The following is a 13,207-nucleotide window of genomic DNA, read 5'->3' as shown; positions in this document are numbered from 1 at the left end:
ACTCCCCCATGCAGGTCGCCGGATGCTAACAGCCGCTCCACCTGCGAGGGAAGGGAAAATAAGAGCGGCTCACTCAAAACAAAAGCGGGTCCAACTCCTGAGGAGCGGACCCGCTTTCGGTTCATCAATTGTTCAGTTGTTTTTAGCTTGCGCGTGAACGTCAGCCGTTGCGCTTCCAGCGCGGCTTGTCGTCGCGGCGGCCGAAGGAACCGGTGTTGGTGCCGGTGCCCGTGCCACCACGGTGGTCGTCGCGGCGGCCGGTCGGACGGTCGCTGCCACCGGAGCGGAAGCCACCGGCCGGGCGGTCGTCACGACGGTCGCGGTTGAACGGACGGTCGCTGCCACCGGAGCGGAAGCCACCGGCCGGACGGTCGTCACGACGGTCGCGGTTGAAGGACGGGCGGTCGTTGTCGCGGTTGAACGACGGACGGTCGTTGTCACGGCGGAAGCCACCGGACGGACGGTCGTCACGACGCTGGAAACCACCACGGTCACCACCACGGTCGTCACGACGGTCGCGGTTGAACGACGGACGGTCGTTGTCGCGGTTGAACGACGGACGGTCGTTGTCACGGCGGAAGCCGCCCGACGGACGGTCGTCCCGACGCTGGAAACCACCACGGTCACCACCACGGTCGTCACGACGGTCGCGGTTGAAGGACGGACGGTCGTTGTCACGGCGGAAGCCACCGGACGGACGGTCGTCACGACGCTGGAAACCACCACGGTCACCACCGCGGTCGTCACGACGGTCGCCACCGCGGTACCCACCGCGGTCGCCGCCCCGGTCGTCACGACGGTCGCCACCGCGGTTGTCGCGGCGGTCGAAGTTGCCACGGTCGTCGCGACGGTCGTCGCGGGCTACGGGCTGCTCCGGCACGGAGACGGCGGCCTCGATCGCGGCCTCCGCCTCGGCGGCTGCCTCGGCCACTGCTGCCTCGGGGTCGTCGCCCCGCTCGCGCGCGGCACGGGCGACCAGACGGTCGGCCTCCTCGCGGAGCTCACCGGCGCGGCGCTGGACGCGCTCCAGCTGCTTGGTCAGGTCGGCGACCTCGCGCTCCGCCTGCTTGGCGGCGTTGTTGGCGGAGTCGGCCTGGACCTCGGTCAGCGAACGGGCACCGGTGATCTCGGCGACCTCCGGCTCGAAGACACCCGCGCCCTGCACGATGTGGCGGGAGGCGTCGACGCCCGCGTCCTCCATCAGGCGGAAGATCTGGCGGCGCTGGTGCGGCAGCGCCAGCGAGACGACGACACCGGACTTGCCGGCCCGGGCGGTACGGCCCGAGCGGTGCAGGTAGTCCTTGTGGTCACCGGCCGGGTCCACGTTCAGGACCAGGTCGATGCCGTCGACGTGGATACCGCGGGCGGCGACGTCGGTCGCGACGAGCGCGTTGACGTAACCCTTCTTGAAGTCCTCGAGAACGCGGGTACGGGCGCCCTGCGTCATGCCGCCGTGCAGCGCGTCCGCCTTCACGCCCGACTCGATGAGCTGCTCGGCGATGCGGTCCGCCCCCAGCTGGGTACGGACGAAGATGATGGTGCGGCCCTTGCGCGCGGCGATGGCGGAGGTGACCGGCGCCTTGTCCTTCGGCTTCACGACGAGGACGTGGTGCGACATGGTCGTGACGTTGCCCTGGGCGCTGTCGACCTCGTGGCTCACCGGGTTGTTCAGGTAGCGCTTGACCAGCGTGCCGATCTCGTTCTCCATCGTGGCGGAGAAGAGCATGCGCTGACCGCCGACCGGAACCTGGTCGAGCAGCTCGGTGACCTCGGGCAGGAAGCCCAGGTCGGACATCTGGTCGGCCTCGTCGAGGACGGCGACCTGGACGTTCTCCAGGGAGCAGGCGCCCCGGTTGATGATGTCGCGCAGCCGGCCCGGGGTGGCGACGAGGACGTCGACACCGCGCTCCAGCGCGTAGATCTGGTTGCCCATCGACGTACCGCCGCAGACGACCTTCATCTTCAGGCCGAGCACGTCGCCGTAAGGCTGCAGCGCGTCCGCGACCTGCATCGCGAGCTCACGGGTCGGGGTGAGGATGACCGCGCGGGGCTTCTTCTTCTCCGTGTGGCCGCCGGCCAGCGTGGCCAGGGTCGGCAGACCGAAGGAGAGCGTCTTGCCGGAGCCGGTACGGCCACGGCCCAGGATGTCCTTGCCGGCCAGGGCGTCCGGAATGGTCGCGGCCTGGATCGGGAAGGGCGCGGTCACGCCGTTCTGCGCGAGCTTGCGGACGATGCCCTCGGGCAGGCCCAGGTCCCCGAAGGTGACGGTCGGCTCGGCGTCCTCGGCATCGGCATCGGCGGAGGCGTCGGCGGAAGTGGTGTCGTTGTCGGTGGTGGCCTCGGTGGAGTCGACGGTCTCGGTCGACTCGGACACCTCGGCGGCCTCGGCCACTACGGCCTCGGCTGCGGTGACAATCTCGTCGTTCTCGGGCATGACGGTGTTGTCAGAGCTGAAATTGGACATGCGAAATGCGAAACCTTCCGGAGTCTCGGCACGCGCCCATAACTCCGTGATTCGCAATTTCGACCGCCTCAATGCGGTCCAGCCACGGCAAGGGAGAGTACGCGCCACACGGCGCTCTTCTGTGTCGGCGCCGGGCAATGGGATCAAACGATCTACTACCATACGCACCCCCACCCACATTGCGCAAATCGCGCGTCCCCGAACCGCCCGCTACACCGGCCCCACCTGCGGCGACACCTCGGGCGTCCGCATGGCCTCCAGCCCGTCCGGCACGCTCATCGCGTCGCTGCGGAGCTCCGCGGCCGGCGACTCGGACGGCCCCGGGAGCGGATCTGATGGCTCCGGATCGGGCGTGCTCGACGGCTCAGGAGTGGCCGGCCCGGACGGTTCGGAAGGCCCCGACGGCTCCGACGACGGCCCCGGCGGCTGCTGCGGCCCGCCGGACCCCGGCGGCGAGGGCATCGGCAGGTGTCCTCCCCGCGTCGGCAGCGGACCACTCGGCCCGACGGCCGCCGGCCCGCCGCCGGGACCGGCCGAGGCGCCCACGGAGGCGCTCGGGTCCGGCGACTCGGGGGCCTCCCGGTCGGAGTGCGCCTCCGCATCGCTTCCGGAACGGGCCCGTCCCGTACCGGCCACCGTGGAACCGTCCGGTTCACTCACCGAGCCCTTCGGCCGGGCCGACTGCGACGGGACCGGCTTCCCCCCGTCGTCGCTGACGCTCATGCAGCCGGTGGACGCGGCGATCGTCACTGCGGTGACGGCTGCCCATCGAACAGGGACGGACAAGGCGGGCAACTGGCGCACGGACGGCACCTCCGGGGCGGGAGCGAAGCGGGGCGGGAGCGAAGCAGGGCGGGAACGGACGGGCGGGGGCGCTGTGCCCAACTCCCCTTCCCCCGCAAGGGACACGCCCCGAGCCCCGATCCCGGACGCTCCTGCGCCCCGCCGGACCCGAACGGCCGCTCACTGTCCGCCCGTCGGCTCAGCCGTAACCCAGCGCGTGCAGCCGCTCGTCGTCGATGCCGAAATGGTGGGCGATCTCGTGGACGACCGTGATTTCCGTCTCGGCGACCACATCCTCGCGCGACTCGCACATCCGCAGCGTCGGCCCCCGGTAGATCGTGATCCGGTCCGGCAGCACCCCGGCGTACCACTCACCGCGATCGGTCAGCGGCGTGCCCTCGTACAGCCCGAGCAGCTCCGGATCGCCGGGGTCCGGTTCGTCCTCGACGAACACCGCGACGTTGTCCATCAGCCGCGTCAGCTCCGGCGGAATGCGGTCCAGGGCCTCGGCGACCAGTTCCTCGAACTCTTCGCGCGTCATCTCCAGCACCCCGCCATTGTCACGTAACCCCGGCCGCGCGGCCCCCGGCGGCCGCGCCCCATCCACCCTCGTCCCGCATGGCCGCCCCGCTCCCCGGGCATACGCGCCCAATGCCCCGCGACCCGTTCCGCGCAGCAGCAGCCGTCCTGGCCGGAGTGACCGCAGCGGCCGACGCGGTGGCCCGCGCCCTGCGCCGCCACCGTTCCCGTCCCGCCGCCCCCGGCAACACCCCCGCCCTCGCGCCCTCCCTGGGCAGCGCCCCGCACCCCTGTGCCCGGGCGCTGGGCCTGGTCGCCGTCGTCGTGTTCGGTGCCTGGCTGGGGCTGCTGATCGTCGGCAGTGTCCGTACGCCCGTCGGGCCCATGGACACCACCATGACCCTGCGCCCCTCCCTCACCGGCGGCACGAAGATCAACGTGGCCCCGCTCGGCGCCCTGGAGCTGGACTCCCACATAGCCCCGGTCCGTCTCGACGTCGATGTCGACCGCCTCGACCCGGTGCGCTCCGAGGCTCTGGTCCAGCACCCCGAACGGCTCTCCGGCCTCCAGCAGGAGGTCGCCGAGGACGTCTCCACCGGCGCCCGCGATCTCGCTCTGCGCTCCTGCACAGCCGTCGTCTCCGGCGCCACCGCGCTCGGCCTCGCCGTCTACCGCCGCCCGCGCCGCGCCCTGGCCGCCGGCGGGCTCGCGCTGGCGCTCCTGGCCGCGTCCGGCGTCAGCGCGTACGCCACCTGGAACCCGAAGTCCGTGCTGGAGCCCAAGTTCTCCGGGCTGCTCTCCAGTGCTCCCTCGGTGGTCGGTGACGCCCGCTCGATCGTCACCGACTTCGACGTCTACCAGCGTGAACTGGCCCGGCTCGTCACCAATGTGACCAAGTTGTACGACGCCACGTCGACGCTTCCCGTCTACCGGCCGGACCCCGCCACCCTCCGTGTCCTGCATGTCTCCGACATCCACCTCAACCCCGCGTCCTGGCAGATCATCGGCTCGCTGGTCCGGCAGTACGACATCGACGTGATCATCGACTCGGGCGACACGATGGACCACGGCTCCGCGGTCGAGAACGGCTTCCTCGACCCGATCCGCGATCTCGGCGCGCCCTACGTCTGGGTCCGCGGGAATCACGACTCGCGCATCACCCAGATGTATCTGGAGCGGTTCAAGAACGTGCACGTGCTGGACGACGGGCGGGCGGTGGATGTCGGCGGGCTGCGGGTGGCCGGCATGGGGGACCCCCAGTTCACCCCGGACCGCTCGCAGCCTGCCCAGGGCGCGGCGGCCGAGCGGTTGGCGGGCATGCGGCTCGCCTCCGCGCTGCGCGGCCAGGAGCAGGCCGGCACACCGGTCGACATCGCCGTCACCCACGAGCCGGACGCGGCCCGCGAGACGGACGGCACGGTTCCGCTGGTCCTCGCCGGCCATGTGCACCACCGGCAGAACGAGCTGATGAGATTCGGCACCCGGCTCAAGGTCGAAGGCTCCACGGGCGGCGGCGGGCTGCGCGCCCTGCAGAACAGGAAGCCGGAAAAGGTGCGCGCCTCGGTGCTCTATCTGGACCGCACGACCCGCCGTCTGCAGGCCTGGGACGAGATCACACTCGGCGGGCTCGGCCTGACAACGGCCGAGGTCAGCCGCCATCTGCCGGAGGGGAACCAACCCGGAGCGACCCCTTCGCCTATTCGGTTTGGCTGACACCGAAACGCCGTAGTACAGTCTCCGACGTGCCCAAGGGCGCCGGTCAGGGCCTGACCGTTCTGAGACCCCAGAGGTTGAAGAAGAAGCGGAACCTCTTGAGGGGAAGCGGAGTCAGATGCTTCTCACGTCCCTCTTCGGGGGGCGATAGACGCAGAAGTAGCAGTTCTGCCCTCATCGTCTAGTGGCCCAGGACGCCGCCCTTTCAAGGCGGTAGCACGGGTTCGAATCCCGTTGGGGGCACGCACCACCTTGTGCGACACTTAGTCGCACAACAGCTTGGTCCTGTGGAGCAGTTTGGAGTGCTCGCCACCCTGTCAAGGTGGAGGCCGCGGGTTCAAATCCCGTCAGGACCGCTGCAGCTCGTAAGCGCTGCGTGGCTGGGTAGCTCAGTTGGTACGAGCGATCGCCTGAAAAGCGATAGGTCGCCGGTTCGATCCCGGCCCCAGCCACCTCTCGAAGGCCCCGTCCACCGGATGGGGCCTTCGTCGTGTCAGACCTCTTCCCGCTGCGCGGAGTTCACCTCCCGGCGGCGCCACGCCCGTACCCCGAGAACCAGCAGCACCACCGCGACCGCGGTGACCAGCGCGATCGCGTCCGGCACCTGCTCGCCGATGCGCCGGGCCCACTGTTCGACGGCGAACGAATCGTCCACATCCAGCAGTCCGGGCAGCGCGGTCGTCCCGTCGTAGGCCAGGAACAGCGCGCCGAGCCCGATGAAGAACAGCCCCGACAGCAGGGTCGTGGTGTGCAGTTCGAAGCGGCCGAGCCGGAAGGTCCGACCGCGCAGCCACGCCCGGCGACCGAGGTCGAAGCGTTCCCAGAGCAGCGCGAGCAGAAACAGCGGAACGGCCATGCCAAGGGCGTAGACGGCGAGCAGCAGTCCGCCGTAGACGGGGCTGCCGCTGACCGCCGCCACCGTCAGGACGCTGCCGAGGATCGGCCCGGCGCAGAAGCCGGCCAGGCCGTAGACGGCGCCGAGGGCGTAGACCGATACGGCGGTCGTCGGCCTGATCCGGCCGCTGAGCGCGGCGATCCGGCGCGAGGCGAAGCCGAGGCCCACGATCTGCGCCACGCCGAGGACGATGATCAGCCGGCCGGCGCCGAGGACGAGCTGGTCCCGGTGGCTGTAGAAGAGCCGTCCGGCATACGAACCGGCGGCGCCGAGGGGCACAAGGGTGGTGGCCAGACCGGCGTAGAAGATGCCGGTACGGGCCAGCAGCCTGGCGGCGGAGTCGATGGAGTAGGCGAAGAAGGCGGGCAGCAACAGGGCGCTGCACGGGCTGACCAGAGCCAGCAGCCCGCCGAGCAGGGCGGCGAAGTAGCCGATGTCCGAGGTCACTTGTCGGCGCCCTTGGCATCCTTGGTGTTCCTGGCCCGGTCTGCCGCCGCGTCGATTGCCTGGGTGAAGACCTCCATCGACTGGGCGCCGGCGATCGGGCGGCCGTTGATCAGGAACGACGGGGTGGAGGTGGCACCGATCCCGTATCCCTGCTCCTGGTCCTTGCTCACCGCGGCGGACGCGGCGGAACTGTCGGCGTCGCGGGCGAACCGGTCGAGGTCCGCCACCCCCGCCTGCCGGGCGAGGGCCTTCAGCCGGGCCTTGCCGAAGCCCTTCTCCTTGACCCCTTCGGCGTACGCGGCGGCGTGGAACTGCCAGAAGCGGCCCTGCTGTCCGGCGGCCCAGGCGGCGCGCGCGGCTGCCTCGGACTCGGCGCCGAAGATCGGGAAGTTGCGCCATTCGATGCGCAGGGTGCCGTTGCCGACGTACTTCTTCACCAGAGCGGATTCGGTGTCGCGGGCGAACTTGCCGCAGTAGCCGCACTTGAAGTCGGCGTACTCGATGAGGACGACGGGCGCGTCCGCCCGGCCCTGCGCCAGCTTGTCGCCGGGGTCGCGGCGGGCGAGCTTCGCCAGCTCGGGGTAGACGCCGGCATCCGGGTCGGCGGTGACCTCGGCGACGTACGAGGAATCGGAAGCCGAGTGGTCGGGGGCGGTGGCCCGGTAGGAGGCGTAGCCGAGCAACGCCGCGGCGAGGACGACGCCGGTGCCGTAGAGCAGCGGCTTCCTGAGGGACGGCTTCGGCGAGGGCATTTTAGGCGTGGGCATGGCAAGCTCCGTGCTCGTGATGCGGGGTGGTGAGGGGACGGCCGGGTGACGCAGGGACGCCTAGACCCGCAGTACGGAGAGTTCCACCGGGGTGGGCGCGGCAGGCTCGGGGCCCCGCAACCCGACGCGTGCGGGCGGCTCGGCCGGCCCCTGTCCACCGGCGGCCGGCAGCCCCCACCCGGCGAGCCCGGGCACCTGCCCGTACGCCGCGCGGGCCCGGACCGGGGCGCCGGGCTCGATGCCGTCGCGCGTCCTGCCGCACCCGGGCACCTGCTGACCGTCGGCGGCCGAGGCGACCACCGCGGCGGATTCCTGCGGCGCCCCGCCGTCCGCCGCGGTCGCGGGCCTGCAGAACAGCCCCAGTACGACCGCGAGCACTGCCGCCAGGCAGCACCACTGCGCACGGGACACGGAGACCAGCTTTCGACTGAGGCACGAAGATCGGTTGTCCGAAATGGTACGTGCTGTGATCCCGGGCTTCCCCACGGTCACCACGGTCGTGACGCAGACCGCGCAAAATATGTTCGCCGTTCCTCGGGCCCGGGTGCGATCCTGGGACCCGTATGTCTACTTCCTTCGCCGATCTCCAGTCCCAGCTCGGACAGCTCTCGCTCCGCGACGCGCACCGGCTCGGCCGCCGCCTCGAAGGGGCGCGCCGGATCCGTAAGCCCGAGGCGCAGCAGGCCGTACTGGACGAGATCGCCACCCAGGCCGGGAAGGCAGCCGAGCGGCTCGCAGGGCGCGCCGCTCGGCTGCCTGCTCTCTCGTACCCGGAAGAGCTTCCGGTCAGTCAGAAGAAGGACGAGATCCTGGAGGCGATACGCGACCACCAGGTCGTGATCGTCGCCGGTGAGACCGGGTCCGGCAAGACCACGCAGATCCCCAAGATCTGCATGGAGCTGGGACGCGGCGTCCGGGGCATGATCGGGCACACCCAGCCGCGCCGGATCGCGGCCCGCACGGTCGCCGAGCGCGTCGCCGACGAGCTCAAGACTGCGCTCGGTGAGGCGGTCGGCTGGAAGGTCCGCTTCACCGACCAGGTGAACCCGGACGCCACGTATCTGAAGCTGATGACGGACGGCATCCTGCTGGCCGAGATCCAGACGGACCGCGAGCTGCTCGCGTACGACACGATCATCATCGACGAAGCCCACGAGCGGTCGCTGAACATCGACTTCCTGCTCGGCTATCTGGCCCGGCTGCTGCCCAAGCGCCCCGATCTGAAGGTCGTCATCACCTCGGCGACCATCGACCCGGAGCGCTTCGCACGGCACTTCGGCGACGCGCCGATCGTCGAGGTCAGCGGGCGTACGTACCCGGTCGAGGTGCGCTACCGGCCGCTGCTCGAGGAAGAGGGCGACGACTCCGACCGCGACCAGATCACCGCGATCTGCGATGCCGTCGACGAGCTCCAGTCGGAGGGCCCCGGCGATGTCCTGGTCTTCCTCTCCGGCGAGCGCGAGATCCGCGACACCGCGGACGCCCTGAACAAGAAGAACCTCCGCCACACCGAGGTGCTCCCCCTCTACGCACGTCTCTCGCACGCCGAGCAGCACCGGGTGTTCCAGCGCCACACCGGCCGCAGGATCGTTCTGGCGACAAACGTCGCCGAGACCTCGCTGACCGTCCCCGGCATCAAGTACGTGATCGACCCGGGCAACGCCCGGATCTCCCGCTACAGCCACCGCACCAAGGTCCAGCGGCTGCCGATCGAGCGGATCTCGCAGGCCAGCGCCAACCAGCGCAAGGGCCGCTGCGGCCGTACGTCGGACGGCATCTGCATCCGGCTGTACTCCGAGGACGACTTCCTGACCCGCCCGGAGTTCACCGACGCGGAGATCCTCCGTACGAACCTGGCCTCCGTCATCCTCCAGATGACCGCGGCCGGCCTCGGCGACATCGAGAAGTTCCCCTTCATCGACCCGCCGGACCACCGCAACATCCGCGACGGTGTGCAGCTCCTCCAGGAGCTCGGCGCACTCGACCTGGAGGAGAAGTCCCCCCAGGAGGGGAAGAAGGGGCAACGGCTGACGCAGCTGGGGCGGAAGCTCTCGCAGCTGCCCGTCGACCCGCGCCTCGCCCGCATGGTCATCGAGGCCGACCGCAACGGCTGCGCGCGCGAGGTCATGGTGATCGCCGCCGCGCTCTCCATCCAGGACCCGCGCGAGCGGCCTTCGGACAAGCAGACGCAGGCCGATCAGCAGCACGCCCGCTTCAAGGACGAGACGTCGGACTTCCTGGCGTACCTGAATCTGTGGCGGTACATCCGCGAGCAGCAGAAGGAGCGCGGCTCGTCCAGCTTCCGCCGGATGTGCAAGCAGGAGTATCTGAACTTCCTGCGCATCCGCGAATGGCAGGACATCTATGCGCAGCTGCGTACGGTCGCCAAGCAGATGGACATCCACCTCAACGAGGAGGATGCGCCCGAGCAGGCGGTGCACACCTCGCTGCTGGCCGGCCTGCTGTCGCACATCGGGCTGAAGGACACCGAGAAGAACGAGTACCTCGGTGCGCGCAGCGCCAAGTTCGCGATCTTCCCCGGTTCGGCGCTCTTCAAGAAGCAGCCGCGGTTCGTGATGTCGGCCGAGCTGGTCGAGACGTCCCGGCTGTGGGCGCGGGTCAATGCCAAGGTCGAGCCGGAGTGGATCGAACCGCTGGCCCAGCATCTGCTGAAGCGCACGTACAGCGAACCGCACTGGGAGAAGGACCAGGCGGCGGTGATGGCGTACGAGCGGGTCACGCTGTACGGCGTACCGATCGTGGCCCAGCGCAAGATCAATTTCGGCCGGATCGACGCGGAGACGTCCCGCGATCTCTTCATCCGGAACGCGCTGGTCGAGGGCGACTGGCGGACGCACCACCAGTTCTTCCACGACAACCGCAAACTCCTCGGTGAAGTCGAGGAGTTGGAGCACCGGGCGCGCCGCCGCGACATCCTCGTGGACGACGAGACGCTCTTCGACTTCTACGACCAGCGGATTCCCGAGCATGTCGTCTCCGGCGCGCACTTCGACTCCTGGTGGAAGCACAAGCGCCGAGACGAGCCGGACACGCTCGACTTCGAGCGCTCGATGCTCATCAACGAGAAAGCCGGGGCCGTCACCAAGGACGACTATCCGGACTCCTGGCGGCAGGGGAAGCTCAAGTTCAAGGTGACCTACCAGTTCGAGCCCGGCGCGGATGCGGACGGTGTGACCGTCCATGTCCCGCTCCAGGTGCTCAACCAGGTCACCTCTGAGGGCTTCGACTGGCAGATCCCGGGTCTGCGCGAAGAGGTGATCACCGAGCTGATCCGGTCGCTGCCCAAGCCGATCCGCCGGCATTACGTGCCCGCGCCGAACTACGCGGGCAAGTTCCTGGACCGGGCGGTGCCGCTGCAGGAGCCGCTGCCGGCCACACTCGCGCGTGAGCTCCAGCGGATGGTCGGCGTCCCGGTCTCCGCCGACGACTTCGACCTGTCCCGGATCCAGGACCACCTGAAGATCACGTTCAGGATCGTCGACGAGCGGCGCCGCAAGGTGGCCGAGGACAAGGACCTGGAGGCGCTGAAGCTCCAGCTGCGCCCCAAGGCCCGTCAGGCCCTCTCCAAGGCCGCTGCGGCCACCGCGGGCCCGTCGGGCGAGTCCATCGAGCGGTCGGGCCTCACGGGCTGGACGATCGGCACCCTGAACCGGGTCTTCGAGACCCGTCGGGCCGGCCAGCCGGTCAAGGCGTACCCGGCGCTGGTCGACCAGGGCGAGACCGTGGCCGTACGACTCTTCGACACCGAGGCCGAGCAGCTGCAGTCCATGTGGCGCGGCACCCGGAAGCTGATCCTGCTGAACATCCCGGTGAACCCTGCCAAGTTCGCCTCGGACAAGCTGACGAACCAGCAGAAGCTGGCCCTGTCCCGCAACCCGCACGGCTCCATCCAGGCACTGTTCGAGGACTGCGCGACGGCGGCCGCGGACCGGCTGATCGGCGCCCACGGCGGTCCGGCCTGGGACGAGGAGTCGTTCCGGAAGCTGTACGACAAGGTCCGCGCCGATCTCGTCGCACTGACCGAACACACCGTCGCCCAGGTGCAGCAGGTGCTGGCCGCCTGGCAGGCCTGCGAGCGGCGCCTGAAGGCCACCAGCAGCCTCGTCCTGGTCAACAACGTCACCGATGTGCGGGACCAGCTCGCGGCCCTCGTACCGCCGGGTTTCGTCACGAAGACCGGGCTGCGCAGGCTGCCCGATCTGATGCGCTATCTGGTCGCCGCGGACCGCCGGCTGCAGCAGATGCCGACGGCCGTCCAGCGCGACACCACGCGCATGGAGAAGGTCCACGAGATGCAGGACGAGTACGCCTGGCTGCTCGAACAGCTGCCGCAGGGCAGGCCCGTTCCGCAGGAGGTCCTGGACATCCGCTGGATGATCGAGGAGCTCCGGGTCAGCTATTTCGCGCACGCCCTGGGCACCGCGTACCCCGTCTCCGACAAGCGGATCGTGAAGGCGATCGACGCCGCGGCGCCGTGACCCGGGCGGCCTCGGTGCCGTAACCGAGCCGCCACCAGGAGTGAGGTCGACCAGAGCCTCCAACCTCCTGTACAGTCTGTTTTCGCAGCCAGCCGCAAGGCGGCAGCGAAAACCTGGTCCTGTGGAGCAGTTTGGAGTGCTCGCCACCCTGTCAAGGTGGAGGCCGCGGGTTCAAATCCCGTCAGGACCGCAGTAACGAAAGCCCGGATCCTCAAGGATCCGGGCTTTCGCGTGTCTTGACTCCGGCAACTGCCAACGAGTACTCAGACAACAGGGACTGCCCCTGTTCCACAGCGCGGGGCAGCGCGTTCCACCGGGGGGTGGCGCGGATGACGGCATCCACGGCGAGGCACGAGACCCGCGCACTGCTGCGCGCCCATCTGGCGGCTGCTTCCGGCTATCGACATCTCACCCGGCACTGCCCGATCTGCCATCGGCTCCTGCGGCTCGCCATGGAGCCCGCCGCCGACTCCATGGAACCCGTCACGGGCTTCCTCGGGTACGTGACGGCCTCCGGGCCCACGCGCCCCCTGAACCCCCCGACCTGCCGAGCGGGGCGTCAGTGGCCGTCCCGGACACCGCCGCGGCCGCCGCGCCCGCTCACGCCTCCGACGCGTCGGCCGACGAGGTGACGGCCGAGGAGGAAAGCCTGTCGCCCCATGACCGAGGGCGCGGAATTCCCTTTCTCTGCAGTGGCAGGCTCGATCCTGGCAAGACCCGGACCGTGTGACGGGAGTCACTGCATGAGTTTTGAGAAAGGGTGACTTTACACCCTTCCTACAACTGGCGAATTTAATATGTGCAATTGCACCCCTCGGACGGGGTCATCAGGGGGTCGCCGAAAGTGCCCCCGGGGGACCGTCCGGCAGGGCCGGCAGACACCCCCGGCAGCCGGCACCGAAGCCGCCACGCAGTCGATCCCGGGTCGCCCCGCAGGGCCGACCACCCGCCGTGCGGGCACAAAAAAGATCGCGCTGGACCCGGCGGAGTCCAGCGCGATCGAACGACGCACCCGTATGACATAGGTATGGCGCCCGTTGGGGCGGACGCCCGTCGTGTGGAGCTATGGGTGGGCAAACACGGGTTGGGGGACCCGGGCAGCCCGGTTGTGGCGCGGCGA

Annotated in this window: 9 protein-coding genes and 4 tRNA genes; 7 read left to right on the top strand and 6 right to left on the bottom strand. The window is 69.7% G+C overall.

The window, feature by feature from the left end; all coding sequences use genetic code 11:
- Positions 1-160 precede the first annotated feature (160 nt).
- The 3 genes from ACIA8E_RS15090 to ACIA8E_RS15080 form a co-directional block, all read right to left on the bottom strand.
- Positions 161-2,464 (bottom strand): DEAD/DEAH box helicase, encoded by a 2,304-nt coding sequence (locus ACIA8E_RS15090; RefSeq protein WP_399298078.1) that lies wholly within the window; start codon positions 2,462-2,464, stop codon positions 161-163.
- A gap of 210 nt (positions 2,465-2,674) precedes the next feature.
- Complete coding sequence (locus ACIA8E_RS15085; RefSeq protein ID WP_399298076.1) at positions 2,675-3,268, bottom strand: hypothetical protein; 594 nt, start codon at positions 3,266-3,268, stop codon at positions 2,675-2,677.
- 178 nt (positions 3,269-3,446) lie between these two features.
- Positions 3,447-3,797, bottom strand: a complete 351-nt coding sequence (locus ACIA8E_RS15080) for a metallopeptidase family protein (RefSeq protein WP_030929660.1) — start codon at positions 3,795-3,797, stop codon at positions 3,447-3,449.
- 101 nt (positions 3,798-3,898) lie between these two features.
- Between ACIA8E_RS15080 and ACIA8E_RS15075 the strand changes: the two genes are divergently transcribed.
- The 4 genes from ACIA8E_RS15075 to ACIA8E_RS15060 all read left to right on the top strand — a co-directional run bounded on the left by ACIA8E_RS15075 (position 3,899) and on the right by ACIA8E_RS15060 (position 5,931).
- Positions 3,899-5,479: a metallophosphoesterase gene (locus tag ACIA8E_RS15075; protein ID WP_399298074.1), complete on the top strand. Its 1,581-nt coding sequence runs from the start codon at positions 3,899-3,901 to the stop codon at positions 5,477-5,479.
- A gap of 170 nt (positions 5,480-5,649) precedes the next feature.
- A tRNA-Glu gene (locus ACIA8E_RS15070) sits at positions 5,650-5,722 on the top strand.
- 38 nt (positions 5,723-5,760) lie between these two features.
- Positions 5,761-5,835, top strand: a tRNA-Asp gene (locus tag ACIA8E_RS15065).
- A gap of 22 nt (positions 5,836-5,857) precedes the next feature.
- Positions 5,858-5,931 (top strand) — tRNA-Phe (locus ACIA8E_RS15060).
- Between the two features lie 41 nt (positions 5,932-5,972).
- On the opposite strand, the gene ACIA8E_RS15055 is transcribed toward ACIA8E_RS15060, so the two are convergent.
- From ACIA8E_RS15055 to ACIA8E_RS15045, 3 genes are read right to left on the bottom strand one after another with little or no spacing between them, the layout of a single operon-like run.
- A complete protein-coding gene (locus ACIA8E_RS15055; RefSeq protein ID WP_399298072.1) occupies positions 5,973-6,821 on the bottom strand; it encodes a cytochrome c biogenesis CcdA family protein in 849 nt (282 codons plus the stop codon).
- On the bottom strand, positions 6,818-7,588 hold the full coding sequence (locus ACIA8E_RS15050) for a DsbA family protein (protein ID WP_399298070.1): 771 nt from the start codon (positions 7,586-7,588) through the stop codon (positions 6,818-6,820). The genes ACIA8E_RS15055 and ACIA8E_RS15050 overlap by 4 nt, the downstream gene beginning before the upstream one ends.
- 60 nt (positions 7,589-7,648) lie before the next feature.
- A complete protein-coding gene (locus ACIA8E_RS15045; protein ID WP_399298068.1) occupies positions 7,649-7,999 on the bottom strand; it encodes a hypothetical protein in 351 nt (116 codons plus the stop codon).
- A 152-nt stretch (positions 8,000-8,151) separates the two neighbouring features.
- On the opposite strand from ACIA8E_RS15045, the gene hrpA reads away from it, so the two are divergent.
- From hrpA to ACIA8E_RS15030, 3 genes are all read left to right on the top strand, one after another.
- On the top strand, positions 8,152-12,087 hold the full coding sequence (gene hrpA, locus ACIA8E_RS15040; RefSeq protein WP_399298066.1) for an ATP-dependent RNA helicase HrpA: 3,936 nt from the start codon (positions 8,152-8,154) through the stop codon (positions 12,085-12,087).
- Between the two features lie 115 nt (positions 12,088-12,202).
- Positions 12,203-12,277: transfer RNA gene (locus tag ACIA8E_RS15035), tRNA-Asp, on the top strand.
- A 139-nt stretch (positions 12,278-12,416) separates the two neighbouring features.
- Complete coding sequence (locus ACIA8E_RS15030) at positions 12,417-12,719, top strand: DUF6274 family protein (protein ID WP_399298064.1); 303 nt, start codon at positions 12,417-12,419, stop codon at positions 12,717-12,719.
- Positions 12,720-13,207: the final 488 nt, after the last annotated feature.

Source organism: Streptomyces sp. NPDC051664, from assembly GCF_044453545.1.
Classification (GTDB): Bacteria; Actinomycetota; Actinomycetes; order Streptomycetales; family Streptomycetaceae; genus Streptomyces.
This window is presented reverse-complemented; position numbering and strand designations above follow the sequence as displayed.

Bases quoted from the DNA above. Each gene is read 5' to 3' on its own strand.
- ACIA8E_RS15030 (WP_399298064.1), top strand. From the start codon at position 12,417: ATGACGGCATCCACGGCGAGGCACGAGACCCGCGCACTGCTGCGCGCC.
- ACIA8E_RS15050 (WP_399298070.1), bottom strand. From the start codon at position 7,588: ATGCCCACGCCTAAAATGCCCTCGCCGAAGCCGTCCCTCAGGAAGCCG.
- ACIA8E_RS15075 (WP_399298074.1), top strand. From the start codon at position 3,899: ATGCCCCGCGACCCGTTCCGCGCAGCAGCAGCCGTCCTGGCCGGAGTG.
- hrpA (WP_399298066.1), top strand. From the start codon at position 8,152: ATGTCTACTTCCTTCGCCGATCTCCAGTCCCAGCTCGGACAGCTCTCG.
- ACIA8E_RS15090 (WP_399298078.1), bottom strand. From the start codon at position 2,464: ATGTCCAATTTCAGCTCTGACAACACCGTCATGCCCGAGAACGACGAG.